Source organism: Microbacterium sp. RU1D (assembly GCF_900156435.1).
In the GTDB taxonomy this organism is placed as follows: domain Bacteria; phylum Actinomycetota; class Actinomycetes; order Actinomycetales; family Microbacteriaceae; genus Microbacterium.
This window is the reverse complement of the sequence record NZ_FTPQ01000001.1, coordinates 125,016-148,477: the sequence shown is the minus strand read 5'-3', so window position 1 is coordinate 148,477 and position 23,462 is coordinate 125,016. Positions and strand designations below refer to the sequence as shown.

Here is a 23,462-nt window from a genome sequence, read left to right as displayed (position 1 = left end):
GCGCGCGCTGCCCGGTCGCGCGGGGCGTCGGCCTACGGTGCCCCCGTCGACGCCCGCGCCACCAACTCGGGCGCGAAGACCGTCTGCCGGGTCGGTCGCCCCGGGTCGTCGGCCTCGTCGAGCAGGATGCGCATCGCCGTGCCTCCGATGAGTGCGCTCGGCTGCCGGACGGAGGTCAGCGGCACGGCCGCGGCCGCCGCGAAGGGGATGTCGTCGAAGCCGACCACGGCGATCTCGTCGGGCACGAGCATGCGGCCGTCGACGACGAGGCCCTGCAGCAGCCCGAGGGCAAGCAGGTCGTTGGCGGCGAAGACCGCGTCGGGGCGGTCGGCGCGGTCGCGGGCCAGGAGCCTCCGCCCGGCGGCCACCCCCTCGTCGACGGTGAGCGCGTGGGTGGGGACGACCTCGAGCGTGGCGCGGTGGGCGCTGTTCTCGACGGCGCTGCGGGCCCCCGCGAGACGGTCGGTGACCTGCCGGATGTCGAAGGCTCCGCCCACGAAGGCGATACGCCGGCGGCCGCGGGCGAGCAGGTGCTCGGCCGCCAGACGCCCGCCCGCCACGCTGTCGACCGAGACCGACGAGAAGCGTCCGTCGCCCGAGAAGCGGTCGACCAACACCGACGGAATGCCGCGGGCTCGCAGCCGTTCGAGGCGCGCGGTGACGTCGCCGAACGGCGTGATGAGGAGCCCCCGCACCATCTGCTGCTCGAACAGATCGATGTACTGCATCTCGCGAGCGGCATCCTCGTCGCTGTTGCCGTGCAGGACCGCGAGACCGCGTGCCGTGGCCTCGTTCTCGGCGCCTCCGACGACGTCGGCGAAGAAGGGATTGCGCCCGTCGAGGGCGACGAAGCCCACCGTCGTGCTCACTCCCGCCCGCAGTTGTCGGGCCGCATCGTTGCGCACGTAGCCGAGCTGCTCGATCGCATCGTTGACGCGTCGGACCGAGGAGGCGGAGACGGCGTCGGGGCGATTGAGGACGTTCGAGACGGTTCCCACAGAGACGCCCGCGAGGGTCGCGACATCGCGGATGCTGATCGACACGGCGCCTCCTCACGTCACGATCCGGTCTCGACGCGATCCCGACTTGACCACGTCGTCGGGCTCACCCTACAGTGACTGGCATCCGATCTGAAACGTTTCAGATTCCGCCGGGAAACCGGATCGACCCTCAATGAGGAGGCCGCATGGCTGACGCGATGGACGCGACACCCGCCCCGTCCGACCACGCCCTCGAGCTGCGCCGCGTGATGAAGTCCTTCGGCCCCGTCGTGGCGCTGCGGTCCGGGAGCCTCGTGCTCGACCGCGGTTCGATCCACGCGCTGATCGGCGAGAACGGCGCGGGCAAGTCGACGCTCGTGAAGATCATCGCCGGGCTCTACCGTCGCGACGACGGCGACTTCCTGCTCGACGGAGAGAGCGTCGATTTCGCCAGCACGGCCCAGTCGAAGGCCGCCGGGATCGCGGTGATCTACCAGGAGCCGACGCTGTTCCCCGACCTGTCGGTCACCGAGAACATCTTCATGGGCCGCCAGCCCACCGGTCGCCTCGGACGCATCGACCGCGCCGCGATGCGCGACGAGGCGACGCGGATCTTCGCCCGCCTCGGCGTGGCTCTCGACCCCGACCGGGTGACGGAGGGTCTGTCGATCGCCGACCAGCAGATCATCGAGATCGCCAAGGCCATCTCGCTCGACGCCCGCGTGCTGATCATGGACGAGCCGACCGCCGCCCTCAGCGGCGTCGAGGTCGAGCGACTGTTCGCGGTGGCGCGCAGCCTCCGCGACGAGGGCCGCGCCCTGCTGTTCATCTCCCACCGCTTCGACGAGGTGTTCGCGCTGTGCGACACCGTGACCGTCATGCGCGACGGGGCCTACGTGCACACGACGCCGCTGGCCGACACGACGGTCGACGACCTCGTGCGGCAGATGGTGGGCCGCGACGTGACCGAGCTGTTCCCGAAGCTGCCGTCCACCCCGGGCGAGGTCGTGCTCGAGGTCGAGGGCCTCACCCGCAAGGGCGTGTTCCGCGACGTCTCGTTCTCCCTCCGCGCCGGCGAGATCGTCGGTCTCGCCGGGCTCGTCGGAGCGGGACGCAGCGAGGTGGCTCGCGCGATCTTCGGCGTCGACTCGTACGAGTCGGGCACGGTGCGCCTCGGCGGCAGTGTCCTGCCGAAGGGCACCGTCCGCCAGGCGACGGCGCGCGGTCTCGCCCTCGTCCCCGAGGACCGAAGGAAGCAGGGCCTCGTGCTCGACGAGGGCGTCTCCCGCAACATCACCCTCGCCATCCGGCAGAAGCTCTCGCGGTGGGGGCTCCTGCGCAGCTCCGACGAGAACCGCGCCGCCCGCGAGTGGGCGAGCCGCCTCGAGGTCAAGACCGCGGCTCTGGATGCCACGACGGGAACGCTCAGCGGCGGCAACCAGCAGAAGGTCGTCATCGGCAAGTGGCTGGCCACCCAGCCGAAGGTGCTCATCGTCGACGAGCCCACCCGCGGCATCGACGTCGGGACCAAGAGCGAGGTGCACCGCCTGCTCTCCGAGCTCGCGCAGCAGGGCCTCGCGATCCTCATGATCTCGAGCGAACTGCCCGAGGTCCTCGGCATGGCCGACCGCGTCCTCGTCATGCGCGAAGGACGGCTGACGGGGGAGTTCGCCCGAACGGATGCCACTCCCGAAGCCGTCATGTTCGCCGCGACCGCCGAAGCGGGGGCGGCATTGTGAACACGGCCCTTCCCCTCACCTTCCCGACCACCCCTGAAGCGGAGAGCCTGCGATGAGCATCGCCACCCCCGTCCGCCCGGGCACGAGCCCCGCGGCGAAGCTCGTCTCGCACGTCGCCACGGCGCGTGAGAGCGGCATCGTCCTCGCCCTCGTGCTGATCGTCGTCGTCGCGACGGTCAACAACCCGACGTTCCTCTTCTCCCCCGACGGGTTCCGCGATCTGCTGCTGACGCCGTCGCTGCTGCTGCTCGTCGCGGTGGGTCAGGCCATCGTCATCATCACCCGCAACGTCGACCTGTCGGTCGGATCCGTCGTCGGGCTGACCGCCTACCTCACCGGACGCCTCTTCATCGACGTGCCCGGGCTGCCCCTCGTCGTGGTGTTCTTCGCCGGCATCGTGGTCGGCGGCATCCTGGGATTCGTCAACGGCGCGCTCGTGGCCTACGCGAAGGTGCCCGCGCTCGTCATCACGCTCGGCACGATGTACATCTACCGCGGCATCAACGTCGCGTGGGCGGGGAGCAACCGCGTCAACGCCTCCGACCTGCCCGCCGATTTCCGCGGTCTGGGGACGGGCCAGATCCTCGGCATCCCGGTCCTGACGATCCTCGCCGTCGTCGTGCTCATCGTCGCGGCCTGGTACCTGCGCAACCTCCGCAGCGGGCGCGAGCTGTACGCGATCGGCTCCGACCCGGCAGCCGCCCACCTCTACGGCCTGAAGGTGAACCGCCGCATCATCGGGGCGTTCGTCACGAGCGGTGCCCTCGCGGGCCTCGCCGGCGTGCTCTACGCGGCCCGCTACGGCACCGTCGCCTCCAACGCCGGTTTCGGCTGGGAGCTGCAGGCGATCGGCGCGGCCGTCATCGGCGGCGTCGCGATCTCCGGCGGCGTCGGTACCGTGTGGGGCGCGGCCATCGGCGCGTACCTGCTGCTCACCATCAACCGCGCGCTGCCGATCCTCGGCATCGACGACTTCTGGCAGCGCGCCGTGGTCGGCGCGCTCATCCTCGGCGCCATCGTGCTCGACCGCGTGCTCGCCGTCCGGCAGTCCCGCAAGCTCACCGCAGAGAGGGAGACGGGTCGATGACCTCCACCACCGTCGACGAACGCGCCCGGACGTACCGCGCGCACGGCCGCCCGTTCTGGCGTCGCGCCCTGCTCACGCGCGAAGCCGCCATCATCGGCATCCTGCTGCTCGTGATCGTCGTGTCGCTGGCGACCGTGCGCAACTTCGACAGCCCGCTCACCGTCACCTACCTGCTGCGCGACATCGCACCGATCCTGCTGATCGCGCTGCCGATGACGCTCATCATCATCACCGAGGAGATCGACCTCTCCGTCGCCAGCATCGTCGGGCTCTCCAGCGTCACCGTCGGGGTGCTCACCCAGGCCGGGTGGCCGTTCGAGGTCGCCGCTCTCGCGGCGATCGTCGTGGGCCTGGTGGCCGGGGCGATCAACGGCTTCCTCGTGACCGTCGTCGGGCTGCCGTCGCTCGCCGTGACGATCGGGACGCTCGCGCTGTTCCGCGGCATCGCCGTGGGTCTGCTCGGCACCGAGGCTGTCACGGAGTTCCCCGAGACCTGGACCGATCTGGCCAAGGCGAACATCCCCGGCACCCCGCTGCCGCTGATCATGATCCCGTTCGCGGTTCTCGCGGTCGTCTTCGCGGTTCTCCTGCACCTCACCCCCTTCGGGCGGTCGCTCTACGCGATCGGCCTCAACAAGGAGGCCGCGCAGTTCTCCGGCATCGACGTGGCCCGCACGAAGTTCGTGCTGTTCGTCCTCAGCGGTGCCGTCTCGGGCTTCGCCGGGGTCTACTTCACCCTGCTCTACAGCAACGCCCGCGGCGAGAACGCCATGGGCATGGAGCTGCAGATCATCGCCGCCGTGCTGCTGGGCGGCGTGTCGATCTTCGGCGGCCGGGGCGCGCTGCACGGCGTGATCGCGGGCGTGCTGCTCATCGGCACTCTCGGCAGCGCGTTGCGCCTGGCCGGGGTGACGAGCGACATCATCAACGTCATCACCGGCGTGCTCCTCGTGCTCTCGGTGGTGTCGGCCAGTCTGCTCGCCTGGCTGCAGTCCCGCCGCGCGGCCGCCCTCGGCCGACGCAAGAGCCCGCGTTCCTCCGCCCCCGCGGCCTCCGTCTGACCTGCTCATCACCCGCATCACGAAAGGAAACAACGATGTTCGCATTCACGCGCAAGACCCGCGTCGGCACCGCTGCCGCCGCTCTCGCCCTGGCGGTCACCCTCGTCGCCACCGGCTGCTCCGGCGGCTCCGGAGGAGGCTCGGGATCAGGGGGTGACGGAGGCAACCTGTCGATCACCTTCCTGCCGAAGAACCTCGGCAACCCCTACTTCGAGACCTCGAACAAGGGCGGAGAGGAGGCCATCGGCGAGTTCGGCGGCACCTTCGAGCAGGTCGGCCCGAGCGAGGCCACCCCCACGTCGCAGGTGCAGTACATCCAGACCGCGGCCCAGCAGGGCGTGGGCGGTCTCGTCATCTCGGCGAACGACCCCTCGGCCATCTGCGACGCGCTGGATGAGGCACGCAGCGCCGGCGTCAAGGTCGTCACCTTCGACTCCGACACGGACGCGAAGTGCCGCGACCTCTTCATCAACCAGGCGACCGCCGAAGGCATCGCCAAGGTGCAGGTCGACCTCGTCGCGAAGCAGATCGGCGACGCCGGTCAGGTGGCGATCCTCTCGGCCGCGGCCAACGCGACGAACCAGAACGCCTGGATCGAGCTCATGAAGAAGGACTTCGCCGCTGACCACCCGAACATCGAGCTCGTCGACGTCGTGTACGGCGACGACGATGACCAGACCTCGTTCGACCGCACCGCGGCGCTCCTGCAGACCTACCCGAACCTCAAGGGCATCGTCTCGCCGACGACGGTCGGCATCGCCGCCGCGGGTCGCTACCTGTCGACCTCGGAGTACAAGGGCAAGGTCGCGCTGACGGGCTTGGGCACGCCCAACCAGCTGCGCGAGTACGTACAGGACGGCACCATCACCGCGTTCGCGCTGTGGAACCCGGCCGACCTCGGCTACCTGTCGGCGTACGCGACGAAGGCGCTCATCGACGGCACCATCACCGGCAAGGAGGGCGACACGTTCGAAGCCGGCAAGCTCGGCGAGTTCACCGTCGGCGCCGACGCCACGGTGCTGCTCGGCGACCCCTACGTGTTCGACTCCTCGAACATCGCGGACTTCGACTTCTGAGTCGACGCCGGCGCATCGGCCCCGGCCGCCCTCGTGGCGGTCGGGGCTTCGTGCGTCTTCGGGTTTCGTGCGTACCCCGCTTCGGCCTTTCCACGGGTGCGATCGCTCCGAACGGTTCGTCTCACGAATGTCCACGAATACCGGATGCCACGGACGCGGTCTCCGGGTGTCTCGGGCACTCGACCGCGGGGCGGCTCGACGGAGAAAGCGGACCCGCCCGCGCGGCGGCCTCTACCCGCTCGAGGCCCGCACGACGAGCTCGGGGCGGAAACGCACCTGGCGTTCGGCGGGATCGAGCTCGCCGTCGAGTTGGCGCAGCAGCAGGTCGACGGCGGTCGAGCCGAGGGCCTCGGCGGGCTGACGCACCGAGGTCAGCGGGACGACGGTGGCCGCGGCGAAATCGATGTCGTCGTAGCCGACGAGGGCGATGTCGTCGGGCACGCGGATGTCGCCGAGCATCGTGAGCGCCTGCAGCACGCCGACGGCGAGCAGGTCGTTGGCGGCGAAGACGGCGTCGGGGCGATCGGCCCGTTCGCGCAGACGTTCGCCCGCGGCCCGGCCCGCGAGGACGGTCATCGCTTCCACCCCGATGACCTCCAGCGACGCGCCCTCGACCTCGGCGACGGCGCGTCGCGCTCCGGCGAGGCGATCGGCGACCTGTCGGGTGGTGAGGGGACCGGCGACGAAGGCGATGCGCCGCCGACCCTTCGCGAGGAGGTGGGCGACGGCGAGGTGGCCGCCCTCGACGTCGTCGACCGAGACCGCGCACACCTCGCCCGAGGTGTTCTGTTCGTCGACGAGCACGACCGGGATGCCGGCGGAGGCCAGATGCTCGACGGCGTCGCTGTCGGCGTCGGCCGGGGTGAGAAGCACGCCGGCGACCCGCTGCTCGCGGAACTGGTCGAGGTAGAGGCGCTCGTGATCGCCGTCGGCCCCGCTCGAGCCGAGCAGCACGATGTAGCCGTCGGCGGCGGCCCGGGCTTCGGCTCCGCGCGCCACGGCGGCGAAGAACGGGTTGCCGACGTCGAGCACGATGAGCGCGAGCGAGCGGCTGCGTCCCGCGCGCAGCTGACGCGCCGCGTCGTTGCGCACGTAGCCGAGGGCGTCGATGGCGGCACGGACGCGTTCGACAGCGCCCGGAGACACGGTGGCCCGGCCGTTGAGGACGTTCGAGACGGTCCCCACGGAGACCCCGGCGTGCGCCGCGACGTCCTTGATCTTGACCGCCATGATCCGACGACGATATCGCACCACTTCGTACGCTGTGATATCGTGCAATGAAACGATTCATTCTCGAGGAAGAGAAGTCACCCTCCATGTCCGCACAGACCACGCGCGTCTGCTTCGAACTCCGCATCCGGCCCGACCTGATCGATGAGTACGTCGCGCGTCACACGCCGGTGCGCGCGGAGATGCTCGAAGAGATCGCCGCCGCCGGACGCCGCAACTACTCGCTGTTCCTCGGCGAGGGCGGGCACCTCATCGGTTACTACGAGACCGACGACGACGCCGCCGCCCAGGCGTACCTGGCGGCCTCGCCCGTCGCCGCCGCCTGGGAGGCCGAGATGGCCCCGTACTTCGTCGGCCTCGAAGGTCGACCCGACCAGGCCGCGACCCCCCTCGCCGAGGTCTTCCACCTCGCCGACCAGCTCGCGGCGGCCTCGCCCGCGGCATCCGCCCCTTCCGTCACCGCCGAGACCACGGCATCCGCTCCGACCGAAAGCACCCGTTCATGACGACGCTGTCCCCCGAGATCCTCTCGACCCTCGAAGCCCAGGCCATCGAGCTGCCCTCCTGGGCGTTCGGCAACTCCGGCACGCGCTTCCGCGTGTTCCCGACCGCCGGCACCCCGCGCGACCCGTTCGAGAAGATCGCGGATGCCGCCGAGGTCAACCGCCTGACGGCCCTCGCGCCCACGGTGGCGCTGCACATCCCGTGGGACCTCGTCGACGACTACACGGCCCTGCGCCGCCACGCGGAAGACCTCGGCGTGAAGCTCGGCACCGTGAACTCGAACACCTTCCAGGACGAGGACTACAAGTTCGGCGCCCTCACCCACCACGACGAGCGCATCCGTCGCAAGGCCATCGACCACCACCTCGACTGCATCGACGTGATGGATGCCACGGGCTCGCGCGATCTGAAGATCTGGCTCGCCGAGGGCTCGAACTACCCGGGTCAGAACGACATGCGCGGCCGCCAGGACCGCCTGCAGGACTCGCTGCAGGAGATCTACGCGCGCCTCGGCGACGACCAGCGGCTCGTGCTGGAGTACAAGTTCTTCGAGCCGTCGTTCTACCACACCGATGTTCCCGACTGGGGGACGTCCTACGCCCAGGTCGCCGCCCTCGGCGACAAGGCGATGGTGTGCCTCGACACCGGCCACCACGCGCCGGGCACGAACATCGAGTTCATCGTCATGCAGCTGCTGCGGCTCGGCAAGCTCGGCTCGTTCGACTTCAACTCGCGCTTCTACGCCGACGACGATCTCATCGTGGGCGCGGCCGACCCGTTCCAGCTGTTCCGCATCCTCACCGAGGTCGTGCGCGGCGGGGGCCTGAACAACCCCGACGTGGCCTTCATGCTCGACCAGTGCCACAACATCGAGGACAAGATCCCCGGCCAGATCCGCTCGGTGCTCAACGTTCAGGAGATGACGGCGCGGGCGCTGCTCGTCGACCGTGATGCCCTGGATGCCGCGCAGCGTGCGAACGACGTGCTCGGCGCCAACGCGGTGCTGATGGACGCGTTCTACACCGACGTGCGCCCCGCGCTCGCCGAGTGGCGCGAGTCCCGCGGCCTCCCGGCCGACCCCATGGCCGCGTTCGCGGCATCCGGATACCTGCCCCGTATCGCCGAGGAGCGCGTCGGCGGCACCCAGGCGGGCTGGGGCGCCTGACCGACTCCCCGGGGCGGCGCGTCACCTGCCGCTCCGGGGTCTGATCCACCGGGCGGCGCCACCCCCGCCTCGACTCCCTCTCACCGTCGGCGCGCCGACGATCTCCCGACCACCGGGGCGGTGGCCCCTGAATCACCGCCGCCCCGGTTCCTTTCCCGTCGCTCTCACCCGTGAGGAACGTCATGACCAGCTCCACCGCCGCCGACCTCGTCGCGCGCAGCAACCGCCTCGGCTCCGACCCCAAGGTCACCAACTACGCCGGCGGCAACACGTCCGCCAAGGGCACCGACATCGACCCCGTCACCGGCGAGCCCGTCGAGCTGCTGTGGGTCAAGGGCTCGGGCGGCGACCTCGGCACGCTCACCGAGAAGGGCCTCGCGGTGCTGCGGCTCGACCGCATGCGCGCGCTCGTCGACGTCTACCCCGGCATCGAGCGCGAAGACGAGATGGTCGCCGCGTTCGACTACTGCCTGCACGGCAAGGGAGGTGCGGCCCCGTCGATCGACACCGCCATGCACGGGCTCGTGGATGCCGCGCACGTCGACCACCTGCACCCCGACGCGGGCATCGCAATCGCGACCGCCGCCGACGGGGAGGAACTGACGGCGAAGATCTTCGGCGACAAGGTCGTGTGGGTGCCGTGGCGCCGCCCCGGGTTCCAGCTGGGCCTGGACATCGCCGCCATCAAGGAGCGGAACCCGCAGGCCATCGGCACGATCCTCGGCGGTCACGGCATCACGGCGTGGGGCGAGACCTCCGAGGAGGCCGAGACCAACAGCCTGTGGATCATCGACACCGCGCAGGCCTACATCGACGAGCACGGTGCCGCCGAGCCGTTCGGCGGCGTCCGCGACGGATTCGCAGCCCTGCCCGAGGCCGAACGCCGCGCGAAGGCGGCGGCGCTCGCCCCGACGATCCGCGGGCTCGCCTCGACCGACAAGCCGATGGTCGGCCACTTCACCGACTCCGACGTGGTGCTCGACTTCCTGGCATCCGAGAAGGCTCCCGCCCTCGCCGCGCTCGGCACGAGCTGCCCCGACCACTTCCTGCGCACCAAGGTGAAGCCGCTGATCCTCGACCTGCCCGCCGACGCCGCGGTCGAGGACGCGATCGCCCGGCTGCACGAGCTGCACGCGGAATACCGCGCCGACTACCAGGCGTACTACGACGCGCACGCCAGCGCCGACAGCCCGGCCATCCGCGGCGCCGACCCGCTCATCGTGCTGATCCCCGGCGTGGGCATGTTCTCGTACGGGGCGAACAAGCAGACCGCGCGGGTGGCGGGGGAGTTCTACGTCAACGCGATCAACGTCATGCGCGGCGCCGAAGCCCTCTCGACCTACGCCCCGATCTCGGATGCCGAGAAGTTCCGCATCGAGTACTGGACGCTCGAGGAGGCCAAGCTCCAGCGCATGCCGAAGCCGAAGACCCACCAGGGCCGGATCGCGTTCGTCACGGGCGCGGCATCCGGGATCGGGAAGGCCATCGCGACCCGCCTCGCCGCCGAGGGCGCATGCGTCGTCGTCGCCGACCTCGACCTCGAGAAGGCGCAGGCGGCGGCGGCCGAGTTGGGCGGCACGGACGTCGCGATCGGCGTGGCCGCGAACGTGGCGGACGCCGAGGGCGTGCAGGCGGCGATCGACGCCACCGTGCTCGCGTTCGGCGGCGTCGACCTCGTGGTGAACAACGCAGGGCTCTCGCTGTCGAAGCCGCTGCTGGAGACCACCGAGAAGGACTGGGACCTGCAGCACGACGTCATGGCGAAGGGCTCGTTCCTGGTGTCCAAGGCCGCGGCGAAGGCGCTCATCGCGCAGAAGATGGGCGGCGACGTCATCTACATCTCGTCCAAGAACAGCGTCTTCGCCGGCCCCAACAACATCGCCTACTCCGCGACCAAGGCCGACCAGGCCCACCAGGTGCGCCTGCTCGCGGTCGAGCTGGGCGAGCACGGCGTGCGCGTGAACGGCATCAACCCCGACGGCGTCGTGCGCGGATCGGGCATCTTCGCCGCAGGCTGGGGCGCCAACCGGGCCGCGACCTACGGCGTCGACGAGAAGGACCTCGGCCAGTTCTACGCGAACCGCACGATCCTCAAGCGCGAGGTCGTCCCCGAGAACGTCGCCGACGCGGTCTACGTGCTCACCGGTCCCGAACTCTCGCGCACGACGGGCCTGCACATCCCCGTCGACTCGGGCGTCGCCGCGGCGTTCCTGCGATGAGCGGCGCGTCGCCGGACGCAGGCGGAGCCGGGACCGCGTCCACGGTGCGCCCCGGTGTGCGCGCCGTGGCGGCCGTCGACCTCGGCGCGACCAGCGGTCGCGTGATGATCGGGCGGGTCGGCGACGACGTGCTCGAGCTCGAGCAGGTCGCCCGGTTCCCGAACGGGCCCGTCGAGCGGCCCGACGGCTGGCACTGGGACGTCGAGGCCTTGTGGGCTCACGTGCGCGAGGGGCTGGCCGAGGCGCGGAGGCGGGAACCGTCGATCGAGAGCGTCGGCATCGACTCGTGGGCCGTCGACTACGGGCTGCTGGGCGCGGACGGACTGCTGGCCGAGCCGTTCCACTACCGCGACGGGCGGACGGAGCGCGGGGTGGATGCCGTGCATGCGGTCGTCCCGTTCGAGGAGCTGTACCGCCGCAACGGCCTGCAGTTCCTCCCGTTCAACACGGTGTACCAGTACGCGGCCGACGCGCAGCTGGCCGCCGCCGAGGCGAGCTTGCTCATCCCCGACCTCCTCGCCGAGCGTCTCACCGGCCGCCGTGTCGCCGAGCGGACGAACGCCTCCACGACGGGCCTGCTCGACGTGCGGACGGGGGAGTGGGATACGGCGCTCGCCGAGGCGCTCGGCATCCCGTCGTCCGTGCTCCCCCCGCTCGTCGACCCGGGCGGGACGATCGGACCCGCGACCGCCGAGCACGGGGAGCTGCCCGTGATCGCGGTCGGCTCGCACGACACGGCCTCGGCCGTCGTCGCCGTGCCGCTGTCGTCGCCCGATGCCGCCTACATCTCGTGCGGCACCTGGGGATTGGTCGGCCTGGAGCTCCCCGCGCCGATCGTGACGGATGCCGCGCGCGCGGCCAACTTCACGAACGAGGGCGGCGTCGACGGGCGCGTGCGCTTCCTGCACAACGTCACCGGACTGTGGCTGCTGAGCGAGACGGTGCGGTCGTGGTCGGAGGCGGATGGGAAGCCGGTCGATCTGGGTCGCCTGCTGGCGGCGGCCGCCGCGGTGACCGCGCCGGGGCGGTTGTTCGACGCCAATGACCCCTCTCTCGCCGCGCCGGGTGACATGCCGGCACGGATCGCGTCGCTGTTGGGGCGCGACGTGCCCGGACCCTCCGAGCGGCCGATGTTCGCCCGCATCATCGTCGAGAGCATCGCCCGCGCCTTCGCCGAGACGCTGCGGACGGCGGCGGGGCTCGCCGGTCGCGAGATCGACGTGGTGCACCTGGTGGGGGGCGGGGCGCTGAACGCCCTGCTCTGTCAGGCCACGGCCGACCGTTCCGGACTCCCGGTGCTGGCCGGTCCCGTCGAGGCGACGGCGCTGGGCAACGTGCTCGTGCAGGCGCGTGCCCTCGGTTGCTTCGGCGACGAGCCCACCCTCGAAGACCTCCGTCGGCGCGTGGCCGACGCGTTCCCCCCGCGGCGGTTCGAGCCCCGCGCGTAACCCCTTCCTGCCCGACCTCGGCGGGCGTACTATGTGGTCAGACCACACGAAAGCGAGATCTCCATGGTTCAGCGGCAGCTGCCCAAGGTCGGCGAGCTCCTCGAGCTCATGCAGTTCAAGAAGCCCGAACTCGATGCGCGCAAGCGCCGCCTCGACGCGGCGCTCACGATCGCCGACCTGCGCACCATCGCGAAGCGGCGCACCCCCAAGGCGGCCTTCGACTACACCGACGGTGCCGCCGAAGGCGAGCTCTCGCTCGACCGCGCCCGCCGCGCGTTCGAGGACGTGGAGTTCCACCCCGACATCCTGCGCCCCGCGGCGAACGTCGACACCTCGTGCCAGATTCTCGGCGGGCCCTCGGCGCTGCCCTTCGGCATCGCGCCCACCGGCTTCACGCGTCTGATGCAGACGGAGGGGGAGACCGCGGGGGCCTCCGCGGCCGCGGCCGCCGGCATCCCGTTCACCCTCTCGACCCTCGGGACCACCTCGATCGAGGGCGTGAAGGCGGCGAACCCCGTGGGGCGCAACTGGTTCCAGCTGTACGTCATGAAGCAGCGCGACATCTCGTACGGCCTCGTCGAGCGCGCGGCCAAGGCCGGCTTCGACACCCTGCAGTTCACCGTCGACACCCCGATCGCGGGCGCGCGCCTGCGCGACAAGCGCAACGGCTTCTCGATTCCGCCGCAGCTGACGGTCGGCACGATCGTCAACGCCATTCCGCGTCCGTGGTGGTGGATCGACTTCCTGACCACGCCGAAGCTCGAGTTCGCCTCGCTCAGCACCACGGGCGGCACCGTCGGCGAGCTGCTGAACGCGGCGATGGATCCGACCATCGGCTACGACGACCTCGACATCATCCGCGGCATGTGGCCGGGCAAGATCGTCGTCAAGGGCGTGCAGAACGTGCAGGATGCCGCGCGCCTGGTCGACCTGGGCGTCGACGGCATCGTGCTCTCGAACCACGGCGGCCGCCAGCTCGACCGCGCTCCGATCCCGTTCCACCTGCTGCCGAAGGTCGTGCGCGAGGTCGGGAAGGATGCGACGGTCATGGTCGACACCGGCATCATGAACGGCGCCGACATCGTGGCATCCATCGCCCTGGGAGCGAAGTTCACACTGATCGGCCGCGCGTACCTCTACGGCCTCATGGCGGGCGGGCGTCAGGGCGTCGACCGCACGATCGCGATCCTGCGCAGCGAGATCGAGCGCACGATGACCCTGCTCGGCGTCTCCTCGCTCGACGAGCTCGAGCCGCGCCACGTGACCCAGCTCACGCGCCTCGTGCCGGTGGGTGACCAGGCGGTCGACGCCCGCGTCTGACCTCGGGTCGCGACGGGCGCGGGGCGGCGCGCTGGGTCGATCGACCGGGGGTTATCGCCCGCGTATGACATGCGACGCGCGGGGTGGCGGCACTCGACCGGGCGGTCGACGCGCGCGTCCGAGGCCGGGACGCGACGGGCGCGAACGGCGGCTCACCCTCAGTGATTCGCACACCCTCGGCCGCGAATGGGGGAATCCAGCGGAGGTTGTGCGGATCGCGGAGTCTGCCCGACGCCCGCGGGCGCGGCCTCGCGGGTCAGCGCGGCGGGGCGAGCAGCCCGCCGAGCGCCCCGAGCACATCGGCGAGCGGCATCGACGGCTCGAGGAGCCACTGCACCTGCAGCCCGTCCGAGGCGGCGATGAGTAGAGCGGCGACCTGGTCGGGGTCGACGTCGGTGCGCACGCGCCCGTCGGCCTGCTCGAGGCGCAGTCGTTCGGCGAGTTCGGCGCGGAGACGGGCGAACCGCTCGGAGAAGTACTGACGCGCGCTCGCGCTGTCGTCCTTCAGGGAGGCGGCGACGAGCGTCGTGTACAGCTCGACCAGACCCGGGACCGAGGTGTTGTGCGCCGCGGCGTCGGTCAGTGACGACAGGGCGGTCGCATCGGGGGCCGGGGGGCGCTGTCGGTTCGCGTGGTCGTAGACGGCGACCAGCAGCTGCTCGCGGGAGTCGAAGTAGTGCAGGAGGGCGGCGTGCGACACGCCCAACGCCCGCGCGATGCTGCGCAGCGACGCTCCTTCGGCCCCGCGTTCGGCGAAGACGCCGATGGCGCGATCGAGGATCTCCTGCCGCCGCGCCACGCCTTTCGAGTACGCGCCCGAGCGGCCGAGGCGCTCGTCCGCGGCGTCGTCGAGCGGGGGAGGCGGGCCGTCGGCCGCGGGGGTGTCGTCATCGCGCCGCATCCCGCCAGTGTAGAACGGTGGAAAACAACCACTGGTTGGTTTTCTGGTAGCGTTCCCACGAGGCGCCGCCAGGGCGCCGTTCGACGACGAACGAGGAAGGCCCGATGTCGCTCCCCATCCCCTCCGTGCAGCTCTACACCCTGGTCGAGGAGTTCCGCGCCGATGCGGCCCGGTCGCTCGACCGGCTCGCCGCCATCGGCCTGCGTCATGTCGAGGCCTTCGACTTCGTCGGCCGGCCGACCGAGATCCGCGCGGCCCTGGATGCCAGCGGGCTCACGGCCCCGACCGGTCACGCGCCGCTCCTCTCCGACGAGCTGTGGACGCCCGACGGCTCCATCCCGACGCCCGAGCCCGAGGCTGTGCTGGAGGCGGCGGCCATCCTCGGTCTGTCGACGGTGATCGACCCCTTCGTCGAGCCCGTGCGCTGGTCGACGCTCGACGGGGTGACCGAGATCGCCGACCGTCTCAACGCCGTCGCCGACCTCGCCGCCACGTACGGACTGAACGTGGGGTACCACAATCACGCGCAGGAGTTCCTGATCGACATCGACGGGCGGAGCGCCCTCGAGCACGTCGTGGCGCACACCGACGAGCGTGTCGCGGTCGAGCTCGACCTGTTCTGGGCGCTCACCGGCGGACAGGACGTCCCCGCCCTCGCGCAGCGCCTCGGATCGCGGCTGCTGGCCGTCCACGTGAAGGACGGTTTCGTGCCCGCCGAGAACCCGTTCGGCGTCGACGCCGATCGCACCGTCACCCGTCACCTCGACCAGCGTCGACCGGGCGAGGGGGAGGTTCCACTCGTCGAGGCGATGCAGGCGACGGATGCCGTCCGCTGGGCCGTCATCGAGTACGACCGGTCGCCTGGCGACGTGTTCGACGACATCGCCGCGAGCTACGCGTTCCTGCTCGAGAAGGGGCTGGCCGCGTGAGCGCCCCCGTGGGCGTGGGCATCATCGGTGCGGGCGTCATCAGCGACACCTACCTCGCGAACCTGACCTCGTTCCCGGATGTCGCCGTCCTGATCGTCGGCGACCTGGTCGCCGAGCGGGCCCGCGCTCAGGCCGAGCAGTACGGCGTGCCCGCCTGGGGGACCGCCGACGACGTGCTCGCGCACCCCGACGTGCAGATCGTCGTCAACCTGACGATCCCCGCGGTGCACGTCGAGGTCTCGGCCGCAGCGATCGCCGCAGGCAAGCACGTGTGGACCGAGAAGCCGCTCGGCCTCGATCGCGAGAGCACCGCGCACCTGCTGCGGGATGCCGAGGCGGCGGGGCTGCGCATCGGATCGGCGCCCGACACCCTCCTCGGCCCCGGCTTCCAGTCGGCCAAGCGGGCGATCCTCGAGGGCGCGATCGGCGAGACGCTGTTCGCGCAGGCGGCGTTCCAGACGCAGGGTCCCGACCTCTGGCACCCGGGACCGCAGTTCCTCTTCGCCCGCGGGGCGGGACCCCTGCTCGACATGGGGCCGTACTACGTGTCGGCTCTGGTCAGCCTTTTCGGTCCGGTCGATGGGGTCGCCGCGATCGGCTCGCGTCCGCGCGCGCAGCGCCGCATCCACACCGGGCCGGCCGCGGGCGACCTCTTCGACGTCGAGGTCGACACGACGGTGCAACTCGTCCTGTCGTTCGAGAGCGGGCAGCAGGCGCAGGCGCTGTTCAGCTTCGACTCCGCGCTCGAGCGCGCCGGGGTGCTCGAGGTGCACGGGACGCGGGGCTCGCTTTTCCTGCCCGATCCCAACCACTTCCGGGGCGAGATCAGCCGGATCGAGCCCCTCGGGGTGCTTCTCGACGACGTGCGTCCGGAGCAGGAGCGCATCCCCGTCGCGCAGGAGGGGGTCGTGGTCGGCCGCGGTCTCGGGCTTCTCGACATGGTGCGCGCGATCGCCGAAGACCGTCCGCACGTGGCGACCGGCGAACTCGGGTACCACGTGCTCGACGTGCTGCTGTCGGCCGAGGAATCGGCCGCGGGGGCGGGCTTCGTGGCGGTCGAGAGCACCCTGGCGGCTCCGGTGCCGGTCGTACCACGCGACATGGACCCGTTCGCCCGCACGCTCTGAGCGCGGAGCTCCCGTCGGCGGTGCGCCCCGCCCGCGGGGTGGGACGGGGTGCGGGTGATCGGCTGCGGGGTGCGACCTGCCGTCCGTCAATCCGCAAGTGGGAAAGTACTTGCACAAATGGAAAGTGGTTGCGAGGATGGGAGCATCGAAAGGAGTCCCCATGGACACCCCCTCCGCCGTCACCGCCCCCGAAGCGCGCCTCCTCCTCGATCTGGCCGCTCGGCTCAGCCGGTCCGCCCACGACGCGACCCGCTGGCCGTACATCACCTTCATCGTCGCCCTGGGCGTGGCGACCTCGATGGGCACGTTCGCGATGGCCCTCGCCACCGGTGACGCGTTCGGTCTCGCCTACGTCGGCACCCTGGCCGTGACCTTCGCCCTGCTGCTCTTCTTCGTCATCAGCATCCAGGGCCGCTCCGCCTTCGCCCGCAGCCGGCGGTGGACCGCCTACATCGCGAGCTGGTTCGTCTCGTACGCGATCGCGTTGTCGGTGGTCATCTGGGCGCACGGCTCGGTGCTGCTTGCGGGCGTGGCCTCGGGGCTCGTGCTCGCCGTGGCCCTGGTCTGCGCGGCCCGCGAGGCCCGCTCGTGACCCTGGCGCCGCAGCACCCCCGTCATCGGCTCGACGACCTGCTGCAGAACGCCGTGCGCTTCTCGATCATGGCCGCACTCGACCGGGCCACGACCCTCGGCTTCCGGGAGGTGCGCGATGCCGTCGAGATCACGGATTCGGCGCTGAGCAAGCAGGTCTCCGCGCTCGAGGCCGCCGGGTACCTCTCGGTGGGCAAGTCCTTCGCGGGCAAGATGCCGCGCACCTCGCTGACGATGACCACGGAGGGGCGCTCGGCCTGGCGGAGCCACCTCGCGGCGCTGCGCGAGATCGCCGGCATTCCCGACTGAGCGGGTCGTGCGGCGACGCACCGCCCGCGCGCGGGGTCGGCCGAGGCGCGAGGCGGGCAGGGACGCTCCCGTCCCCGCCCGCCGGCGCCCCGGCCCCGCTCACGCCCCCGCGTCGACGCTCTCCTCGGCCGGTGATCGACGTCGGGCGCCCGCGCCGAGGGTCGCCGTCGAGGCGAGCCCGAGCACGAGGAATCCCGCCGCCGTGAACGCGGCCGCGCGGGTTCCGTCACTGAACGCGGCCCGCGCGTTGATCGCCAGGTCCTGCGTCTCGGGCGAGGCGGCCAGGCCCGCGATCGCCGCTCCCGCGCTGTCGACGACCTGCGACACCACCTGATCGCGCTCGGCGGCCGGGATGCCGCGGTCGTCGAGCGTGGCGGCCAGCACCCCCGCCGTGGTCGAGAAGAGTACGGTGCCGAGGACCGCGACGCCGAGGGCGGCACCCAACTGCCGCGAGGTCGACTGGGTGCCCGAGGCCTGCCCGCTGGCCGCCGGGGGGACCTCCGCGAGCACCACGCCCGTGAGCTGCGCGGTGGCGAGTCCGACACCGACCCCGTAGACGAAGAGGAAGGGGACGAGCGGCCCCCAGGTGGCATCCGGGCCGATCGTGAGGGCGACACCCGCAACGCCGACGATCTCCGCGAGCAAGCCGCCGCGCACGATCCAGACCGGGGCGACGCGGCCGCTCAACGCCCCGGCGATGCCGCTCGCCACGAACGAGCCGACGGCCAGCGAGAGCAGCAGCAGACCGGTCTGCAGCGCGTCGAAGCCGACGACGAACTGCAGCCAGAGCGGCAGGGCGAGGATGATGCCGAATTCTCCCAGCGAGACCACTGCGGCGGCGAGGTTGCCATTGCGGAAGGAGGCGATGCGGAACAGTCCGAAGGCGAGCAGGGTGGACTCGCCGCGACGCTGGCGGCGCAGACCCCACGCGATGAAGGCGACCAGGGCGACGAGCGCGACGGCGAAGGCGAGGGGGACCGGAGACAGGCCCAGTGGCCAGGTCCAGTCGCCGATGCGGGGCGCGGTGTCGAGCGTCCACCAGCCGTAGGTGCGTCCTTCGATGAGGCCGAACACGAGAGGCGCCATGGTCAGCACCGATAGCAGGGCGCCGACGCCGTCGATGCGCTCCACGCGGTCGCTGCGCGACTCGGCGACGGTGAGGAGCACGCCGACCACGATGATGACGCCGAGCGGGATGTTGATGCCGAACGCCCACCGCCACGAGAAGGCGGTCGTGAGCCACCCTCCGAGCAGGGGGCCGACGGCCGCCATGCCGCCGATCGTGGAGCCCCACACCGCGAAGGCGATGCCGCGCTCGCGACCGCGGAAGGTGGCGTTGATGATCGACAACGTGGTCGGCAGGATCATCGACCCGCCCACGCCCTGCGCGAGGCGGGCGAGGATGAGCAGGCCCCCGCTCGGGACGAGAGCGGCCGCGATCGAGGCCGCGGCGAAGACGACGACGCCCACGAGCATGAGGCGGCGTCGGCCGAAGCGGTCGGCGAGGCTGCCGAAGACCAGCAGCAGCGAGGCGAAGACGAGGGTGTAGGCCTCCTGGACCCACTGCACCTCGGTCGAGGAGATCTTCAGCTCTTCGACGATCGAGGGCACGGCGACGTTGACGATCGTCGAATCGACGATGATCAGCGACACGGCGATGCTGATGAAGACGAGGCCCGCCCAGCGGCGCCCTGCCATGATTCCGGACATCTCGCTAGATTATCTAGCTAGATTATCGAGGGAAAGGGCTTGCGCCGTCGGTGCTGCTCGCAGTCGACCGCGAACGGGACCTCAGTGGCCGTGGCGCGGACGGGGCGTCGCCGGCGTCGGCCTCTCGCCCGGCGGAAGCGGGATGGGCGTCGTTCCGGCGATCTCGTCGCTGAAGTCCTCGGGCTCGGGCGTCACGGTCGCGATCGGCCGCGTCTCGTCGATGGTGAGGCGGAACCGCTTCGTGTCGTGACGGTGCACGCGGCCCGAGGCGAGGGTCCACGTGATGCCGATGCCGCACGCGACGAGCGCGACGCCGGCCGCCAGGGCGATCGCAACCCGCGGGCCGAACTCGGCGGCCACGGCGCCGACGATGGGCGCGCCGACGGGGGTGCCGCCCAGGAGGATCGCCATGTACAGCGCGAGCACGCGCCCGCGCAGGGCGGGGTCGGTGGTCGTCTGCACGTAGCCGTTCGCCGTGGTCAGGGTGGTCACGACGCAGAAGCCGGTGAACACGAGCGTCGCTGCGTACGCCTCGTACGAGGGGGCGAAGACCGAGAGGGCGGATGCCACGGCGAAGCCGCCCGCGCCCAGGATCACCACGCGCATGCGGGCGCGCTCGCGGCGTGCGGCCAGGAGGGCGCCGGTGAGGGACCCGATCGCCACGAACGAGCTCAGCAGACCGAAGCCGTCGGCGCCGCGTCCGAAGGCGAGCGCCATGGTCGACGCGAAGATCGGGAAGTTCATGCCGAACGCGCCGAGCAGGAAGACCATGACGAAGATCACGACGAGGTCCGGTCGATGGGCGACGTAGCGGAAGCCGTCTGCCAGACGCGCGGGCCCGCCCCGGCGGTGGTGCGCCACCAGCTCGTGCGGACGCATGATCAGCAGGGCGGTGATCATGGCGAGGAACGTGAACGCGTTGACGAGGAACACCCACCCGGTCCCGATCGCGACGATCATGACGCCGGCCACCGCCGGTCCGATCAGGCGCGCGGTGTTGAACGACGCGGCGTTCAGGGCGACGGCGTTCGAGGCGTTCTCCTGGGCGACCACATCGGACACGAACGCCTGACGGGCGGGGTTGTCGAACGCGGTGACGATGCCGAGAGCCAGGGCGAAGCCGAACATCATCGGCAGGGTCATCACCCCGGTCAGCAGCAGGATGCCGAGGGTCACGGCCAGCAGCAGCAGAGCCGACTGCGTACACATGATGAGCTTGCGCCGATCGAAGCGGTCGGCGACCCACCCCGTCACGCTCACGAGCAGGAGCGGCGGGGCGAACTGCAGGGCCATGGTCACGCCCATGGCGGCCGCGTCGTTGTCGGTGAGCTGGGTGAGCACGACCCAGTTCTGGGCGGTCGCCTGCATCCACGCACCGATGTTGGAGACCAGAGCCCCGATGAACCAGACGCGGTAGTTGAAGATCGACAGCGACCGGAACATCGACGTGCTCATCTGTCGGCCACCTTCCTCATGACCACCGCGGCACGGGCCAGCGTGTCGCGTTCCTCGGGGGTGAGCTCGGCGAGAGCCTCCTCCACGAAGGCGTCACGGCGTCGGACGGTCTCGTCGACGATCGTGCGCCCGAAGTCGGTGAGGTCGATCGTCACGCGGCGACGATCGACCTCGTCGGGGATGCGGCTGACATAGCCCGCTTCCTCGAGCAGGGACACCGTGCGGTTCATCGACGGTGCGGTGACGCGCTCGCGGTCGGCCAGCTGGCCGAGCGTGTGCGCGCCGTGAACTGTGAGAGCCGCGAGGACGGCGAACTGCCCGTCGCTCATGGTGTCCACGGCCCGCTGCGCCCGAAGGCGGCGGGCCAGACGGAACGTGGCCATGCGCAGCTCGGAGGCCGCGGCGCTGAAGTCATGACTCCGGTCGGGAAGGGGGGATTCGTCGACGCGATCATTCATGTTCCTGACCATGAGGGTAGCTCATTAGTCTTGCTAACGGAATGGATGCCGCGCTTCGCGGCCGCCCGGTCGCGCGTTCCGGCCGCCCGCCGAGGACGCGTCGGCCCCTAAACTCGGCGCATGCCCGAGTTCGTCGACGCCTACGGCATCCCGATCGTCTACGACGTCCACGAGGCGGCGGAGCCGCGGGCCGTGGTGCAACTGCTCCACGGGGTCGGGGAGCACGCAGGCCGCTACGGCGCCCTCATCGAGGCTCTCGTCGCCGACGGCTACACGGTCTACGCCGACGATCACCGCGGTCACGGGCGCACCGGACTGCGGCAATGGGGCGGCGATCACCGGCGCCTCGGGCGGCTCGGACCGGGTGGGCTCGGCGCCGCACGCGACGCGGTGTGGACCCTCACGCAGCGCATTCGCGAGGCGCACCCCGATCTGCCGCTCGTCCTCCTCGGGCACTCGTGGGGGTCGTTCCTCGCGCAGATGCTGCTGGACCGGCATCCGGACGCCTACGACGCCGTCGTGTTGAGCGGATCGGCCCTGCGCTGGCCGGGAGCGCTGAACGCCGGCGACCTCAACGCCCCCTGGAAGCACCTGCGCGGATCGGGGATGGAGTGGCTCTCGAGCGACGAGCAGGTGGGGCGCGATTTCGTCGCCGACCCGCTGACGACCTCGGAGCCGTTGATGAAGCTGTTCGGGCCCATCGAGGCGGCCAAGCTCTTCGGTCGTCCCCGTCGCGACCTCGGCCGTGACGTGCCGATGCTGCTGATGGTCGGGCGCGACGACACCGTGGGCGGCCCGCGGAGCGTGCACCGACTGGCCGACGCCTACCGCGAGCGGTCGGGCCTCACCGACGTCACGACGCTGGTGTACCCGGGCGCGCGGCACGAGATCTTCGCGGAGCGGGAGCAGGCCGCCGTGCGCGCGGATCTGCTCGCCTGGCTCGACCGGCGGATGCCGGCGCGGGACTGACCGTCCCGCCCCCAGGGCCCTGTGCTCGTCGAACAGTCCCGGCTCCGCGTGCGGCGCACGACGCTGAGCCTGTCGAAGGGTCCGATCCCCGAACCCCTGTACGGCGGAGGGCCGAGTGCGTGCGCACTCGGCCCTCCTTTTCGCTTCCGGCTGATCCCCCCGATCAGCGCCGACTGAACGCCGCGTCGAACGCCGCCCCCGACGGCTCGTACGACGACATCCGCTGCACGAAGGCGAGCGCCTCCGGTGCCCCCACGAGCCGGTCCATCCCGGCGTCCTCCCACTCCACCGACAGCGGCCCCTCGTACCCGATGGCGTTGAGCATGCGGAAGGCGTCCTCCCACGGCACGTCACCGTGACCGGTGGAGATGAAGTCCCAGCCACGGCGGGGATCCGCCCACGGCAGGTGCGACGAGAGCCGGCCGTTGCGTCCGTTCGTCAGCCGTTTCTTCGTGTCCTTGCAGTGCACGTGGAAGATCTTGTCCTGGAAGTCCCACAAGAATGCGACCGGATCGATGTCCTGCCACACCATGTGCGAGGGGTCCCAGTTGAGCCCGAACGCCTCGCGATGCCCGATGGCGTCCAGCGCCCGCTTCGTCGTCCAGTAGTCGTACGCGATCTCCGAGGGGTGCACCTCGTGCGCGAAGCGCACGCCGACCTCGTCGAAGACGTCGAGAATGGGGTTCCACCGATCGGCGAAATCGCGGTAGCCGGCATCCACCATCTCCTCTGTGGCGGGCGGGAACATCGCGACGTACTTCCAGATGCTCGACCCGGTGAAGCCCGTGACGGTCTTCACCCCCAGCTTGGATGCCAGCCGCGCGGTGTTCTTCAGTTCCTCGGCGGCGCGTCGGCGCACGCCCTCGGGGTCGCCGTCGCCCCACACGCGGTCCGAGACGATGTCGCGGTGACGCTGGTCGATCGGGTCGTCGCACACGACCTGGCCCTTGAGGTGGTTCGAGATCGTCCACGCCTTCAGGCCGTTGCGCTCGAGCACGTCGAGCTTGCCCTGGACGTAGTCGTCGTCGTCCCAGCGCCACGGGTCGAGATGGTCGCCCCAGCAGGCGATCTCGAGGCCGTCGTAGCCCCACTCCCCGGCGAGGCGGGCGACTTCGTCGAAGGGCAGGTCGGCCCACTGGCCGGTGAAGAGGGTGATCGGTCGCGTCATCGCGCCGTCCTTTCGT

21 protein-coding genes are annotated in these 23,462 nt (G+C 71.0%); 14 read left to right on the top strand and 7 right to left on the bottom strand.

Annotated features, from left to right (window positions below):
- Positions 1 to 32 precede the first annotated feature (32 nt).
- On the bottom strand, positions 33 to 1,043 hold the full coding sequence (locus B0B15_RS00635) for a LacI family DNA-binding transcriptional regulator (protein WP_076672819.1): 1,011 nt from the start codon (positions 1,041 to 1,043) through the stop codon (positions 33 to 35).
- A 143-nt stretch (positions 1,044 to 1,186) separates the two neighbouring features.
- On the opposite strand from B0B15_RS00635, the gene B0B15_RS00630 reads away from it, so the two are divergent.
- The 4 genes from B0B15_RS00630 to rhaS are packed head-to-tail and all read left to right on the top strand — an operon-like array spanning position 1,187 to position 5,943.
- On the top strand, positions 1,187 to 2,719 hold the full coding sequence (locus B0B15_RS00630; RefSeq protein WP_083708793.1) for a sugar ABC transporter ATP-binding protein: 1,533 nt from the start codon (positions 1,187 to 1,189) through the stop codon (positions 2,717 to 2,719).
- 52 nt (positions 2,720 to 2,771) lie between these two features.
- Positions 2,772 to 3,806 (top strand): ABC transporter permease, encoded by a 1,035-nt coding sequence (locus tag B0B15_RS00625; protein ID WP_076672818.1) that lies wholly within the window; start codon positions 2,772 to 2,774, stop codon positions 3,804 to 3,806.
- Positions 3,803 to 4,867 (top strand): ABC transporter permease, encoded by a 1,065-nt coding sequence (locus B0B15_RS00620; protein ID WP_076672817.1) that lies wholly within the window; start codon positions 3,803 to 3,805, stop codon positions 4,865 to 4,867. Before B0B15_RS00625 ends, B0B15_RS00620 begins: the two co-directional genes overlap by 4 nt.
- 35 nt (positions 4,868 to 4,902) lie before the next feature.
- Complete coding sequence (gene rhaS, locus B0B15_RS00615; RefSeq protein WP_076672816.1) at positions 4,903 to 5,943, top strand: rhamnose ABC transporter substrate-binding protein; 1,041 nt, start codon at positions 4,903 to 4,905, stop codon at positions 5,941 to 5,943.
- A 231-nt stretch (positions 5,944 to 6,174) separates the two neighbouring features.
- On the opposite strand, the gene B0B15_RS00610 is transcribed toward rhaS, so the two are convergent.
- Positions 6,175 to 7,173, bottom strand: coding sequence for a LacI family DNA-binding transcriptional regulator (locus B0B15_RS00610; RefSeq protein WP_076672815.1), 999 nt, complete (start codon positions 7,171 to 7,173; stop codon positions 6,175 to 6,177).
- An 86-nt stretch (positions 7,174 to 7,259) separates the two neighbouring features.
- On the opposite strand from B0B15_RS00610, the gene B0B15_RS00605 reads away from it, so the two are divergent.
- From B0B15_RS00605 to B0B15_RS00585, 5 genes are all read left to right on the top strand, one after another.
- Positions 7,260 to 7,679 (top strand): L-rhamnose mutarotase, encoded by a 420-nt coding sequence (locus B0B15_RS00605; RefSeq protein ID WP_076672814.1) that lies wholly within the window; start codon positions 7,260 to 7,262, stop codon positions 7,677 to 7,679.
- Positions 7,676 to 8,842, top strand: a complete 1,167-nt coding sequence (gene rhaI, locus B0B15_RS00600) for an L-rhamnose isomerase (protein ID WP_076672813.1) — start codon at positions 7,676 to 7,678, stop codon at positions 8,840 to 8,842. Before B0B15_RS00605 ends, rhaI begins: the two co-directional genes overlap by 4 nt.
- Positions 8,843 to 9,024: 182 nt before the next feature.
- Positions 9,025 to 11,061, top strand: coding sequence for a bifunctional rhamnulose-1-phosphate aldolase/short-chain dehydrogenase (locus B0B15_RS00595; protein ID WP_076672812.1), 2,037 nt, complete (start codon positions 9,025 to 9,027; stop codon positions 11,059 to 11,061).
- Positions 11,058 to 12,509, top strand: coding sequence for a rhamnulokinase (locus B0B15_RS00590; RefSeq protein WP_076672811.1), 1,452 nt, complete (start codon positions 11,058 to 11,060; stop codon positions 12,507 to 12,509). The genes B0B15_RS00595 and B0B15_RS00590 overlap by 4 nt, the downstream gene beginning before the upstream one ends.
- Positions 12,510 to 12,572: 63 nt before the next feature.
- Complete coding sequence (locus B0B15_RS00585) at positions 12,573 to 13,829, top strand: alpha-hydroxy acid oxidase (protein ID WP_076672810.1); 1,257 nt, start codon at positions 12,573 to 12,575, stop codon at positions 13,827 to 13,829.
- A gap of 256 nt (positions 13,830 to 14,085) precedes the next feature.
- On the opposite strand, the gene B0B15_RS00580 is transcribed toward B0B15_RS00585, so the two are convergent.
- Entirely contained in the window at positions 14,086 to 14,730 is a 645-nt protein-coding gene (locus tag B0B15_RS00580; RefSeq protein WP_083708792.1) for a TetR/AcrR family transcriptional regulator, read from the bottom strand.
- 104 nt (positions 14,731 to 14,834) lie between these two features.
- Between B0B15_RS00580 and B0B15_RS00575 the strand changes: the two genes are divergently transcribed.
- The 4 genes from B0B15_RS00575 to B0B15_RS00560 all read left to right on the top strand — a co-directional run bounded on the left by B0B15_RS00575 (position 14,835) and on the right by B0B15_RS00560 (position 17,686).
- On the top strand, positions 14,835 to 15,659 hold the full coding sequence (locus tag B0B15_RS00575; RefSeq protein WP_076672809.1) for a sugar phosphate isomerase/epimerase family protein: 825 nt from the start codon (positions 14,835 to 14,837) through the stop codon (positions 15,657 to 15,659).
- Positions 15,656 to 16,786: a Gfo/Idh/MocA family protein gene (locus tag B0B15_RS00570; RefSeq protein WP_076672808.1), complete on the top strand. Its 1,131-nt coding sequence runs from the start codon at positions 15,656 to 15,658 to the stop codon at positions 16,784 to 16,786. Before B0B15_RS00575 ends, B0B15_RS00570 begins: the two co-directional genes overlap by 4 nt.
- A gap of 160 nt (positions 16,787 to 16,946) precedes the next feature.
- Entirely contained in the window at positions 16,947 to 17,378 is a 432-nt protein-coding gene (locus tag B0B15_RS00565; protein WP_076672807.1) for a chemotaxis protein CheY, read from the top strand.
- On the top strand, positions 17,375 to 17,686 hold the full coding sequence (locus tag B0B15_RS00560; RefSeq protein WP_076672806.1) for a winged helix-turn-helix domain-containing protein: 312 nt from the start codon (positions 17,375 to 17,377) through the stop codon (positions 17,684 to 17,686). The genes B0B15_RS00565 and B0B15_RS00560 overlap by 4 nt, the downstream gene beginning before the upstream one ends.
- Positions 17,687 to 17,785: 99 nt before the next feature.
- Here B0B15_RS00560 and B0B15_RS00555 read toward each other — a convergent pair whose 3' ends face one another.
- The 3 genes from B0B15_RS00555 to B0B15_RS00545 all read right to left on the bottom strand — a co-directional run bounded on the left by B0B15_RS00555 (position 17,786) and on the right by B0B15_RS00545 (position 21,309).
- The gene (locus B0B15_RS00555) at positions 17,786 to 19,396 is read right to left on the bottom strand and encodes a DHA2 family efflux MFS transporter permease subunit (RefSeq protein WP_076672805.1); all 1,611 of its coding nucleotides are present in this window, start codon (positions 19,394 to 19,396) and stop codon (positions 17,786 to 17,788) included.
- An 81-nt stretch (positions 19,397 to 19,477) separates the two neighbouring features.
- On the bottom strand, positions 19,478 to 20,851 hold the full coding sequence (locus B0B15_RS00550) for an MFS transporter (RefSeq protein ID WP_076672804.1): 1,374 nt from the start codon (positions 20,849 to 20,851) through the stop codon (positions 19,478 to 19,480).
- On the bottom strand, positions 20,848 to 21,309 hold the full coding sequence (locus tag B0B15_RS00545) for a MarR family winged helix-turn-helix transcriptional regulator (protein WP_076672803.1): 462 nt from the start codon (positions 21,307 to 21,309) through the stop codon (positions 20,848 to 20,850). The genes B0B15_RS00550 and B0B15_RS00545 overlap by 4 nt, the downstream gene beginning before the upstream one ends.
- Positions 21,310 to 21,429: 120 nt before the next feature.
- On the opposite strand from B0B15_RS00545, the gene B0B15_RS00540 reads away from it, so the two are divergent.
- Positions 21,430 to 22,278: an alpha/beta fold hydrolase gene (locus B0B15_RS00540; protein WP_076672802.1), complete on the top strand. Its 849-nt coding sequence runs from the start codon at positions 21,430 to 21,432 to the stop codon at positions 22,276 to 22,278.
- Positions 22,279 to 22,441: 163 nt separating this feature from the next.
- Here B0B15_RS00540 and B0B15_RS00535 read toward each other — a convergent pair whose 3' ends face one another.
- A complete protein-coding gene (locus B0B15_RS00535; RefSeq protein ID WP_076672801.1) occupies positions 22,442 to 23,446 on the bottom strand; it encodes a sugar phosphate isomerase/epimerase family protein in 1,005 nt (334 codons plus the stop codon).
- Positions 23,447 to 23,462: the final 16 nt, after the last annotated feature.

What these genes read in the sequence shown, in the direction of transcription:
- B0B15_RS00630 (WP_083708793.1), top strand. Translation starts at nt 1,187, where the DNA reads ATGGCTGACGCGATGGACGCGACACCCGCCCCGTCCGACCACGCCCTC.
- B0B15_RS00625 (WP_076672818.1), top strand. Translation starts at nt 2,772, where the DNA reads ATGAGCATCGCCACCCCCGTCCGCCCGGGCACGAGCCCCGCGGCGAAG.
- B0B15_RS00620 (WP_076672817.1), top strand. Translation starts at nt 3,803, where the DNA reads ATGACCTCCACCACCGTCGACGAACGCGCCCGGACGTACCGCGCGCAC.
- rhaS (WP_076672816.1), top strand. Translation starts at nt 4,903, where the DNA reads ATGTTCGCATTCACGCGCAAGACCCGCGTCGGCACCGCTGCCGCCGCT.
- B0B15_RS00610 (WP_076672815.1), bottom strand. Translation starts at nt 7,173, where the DNA reads ATGGCGGTCAAGATCAAGGACGTCGCGGCGCACGCCGGGGTCTCCGTG.
- B0B15_RS00605 (WP_076672814.1), top strand. Translation starts at nt 7,260, where the DNA reads ATGTCCGCACAGACCACGCGCGTCTGCTTCGAACTCCGCATCCGGCCC.
- rhaI (WP_076672813.1), top strand. Translation starts at nt 7,676, where the DNA reads ATGACGACGCTGTCCCCCGAGATCCTCTCGACCCTCGAAGCCCAGGCC.
- B0B15_RS00595 (WP_076672812.1), top strand. Translation starts at nt 9,025, where the DNA reads ATGACCAGCTCCACCGCCGCCGACCTCGTCGCGCGCAGCAACCGCCTC.
- B0B15_RS00590 (WP_076672811.1), top strand. Translation starts at nt 11,058, where the DNA reads ATGAGCGGCGCGTCGCCGGACGCAGGCGGAGCCGGGACCGCGTCCACG.
- B0B15_RS00585 (WP_076672810.1), top strand. Translation starts at nt 12,573, where the DNA reads ATGGTTCAGCGGCAGCTGCCCAAGGTCGGCGAGCTCCTCGAGCTCATG.
- B0B15_RS00580 (WP_083708792.1), bottom strand. Translation starts at nt 14,730, where the DNA reads ATGCGGCGCGATGACGACACCCCCGCGGCCGACGGCCCGCCTCCCCCG.
- B0B15_RS00575 (WP_076672809.1), top strand. Translation starts at nt 14,835, where the DNA reads ATGTCGCTCCCCATCCCCTCCGTGCAGCTCTACACCCTGGTCGAGGAG.
- B0B15_RS00565 (WP_076672807.1), top strand. Translation starts at nt 16,947, where the DNA reads ATGGACACCCCCTCCGCCGTCACCGCCCCCGAAGCGCGCCTCCTCCTC.
- B0B15_RS00555 (WP_076672805.1), bottom strand. Translation starts at nt 19,396, where the DNA reads ATGTCCGGAATCATGGCAGGGCGCCGCTGGGCGGGCCTCGTCTTCATC.
- B0B15_RS00550 (WP_076672804.1), bottom strand. Translation starts at nt 20,851, where the DNA reads ATGAGCACGTCGATGTTCCGGTCGCTGTCGATCTTCAACTACCGCGTC.
- B0B15_RS00545 (WP_076672803.1), bottom strand. Translation starts at nt 21,309, where the DNA reads ATGAATGATCGCGTCGACGAATCCCCCCTTCCCGACCGGAGTCATGAC.
- B0B15_RS00540 (WP_076672802.1), top strand. Translation starts at nt 21,430, where the DNA reads ATGCCCGAGTTCGTCGACGCCTACGGCATCCCGATCGTCTACGACGTC.
- B0B15_RS00535 (WP_076672801.1), bottom strand. Translation starts at nt 23,446, where the DNA reads ATGACGCGACCGATCACCCTCTTCACCGGCCAGTGGGCCGACCTGCCC.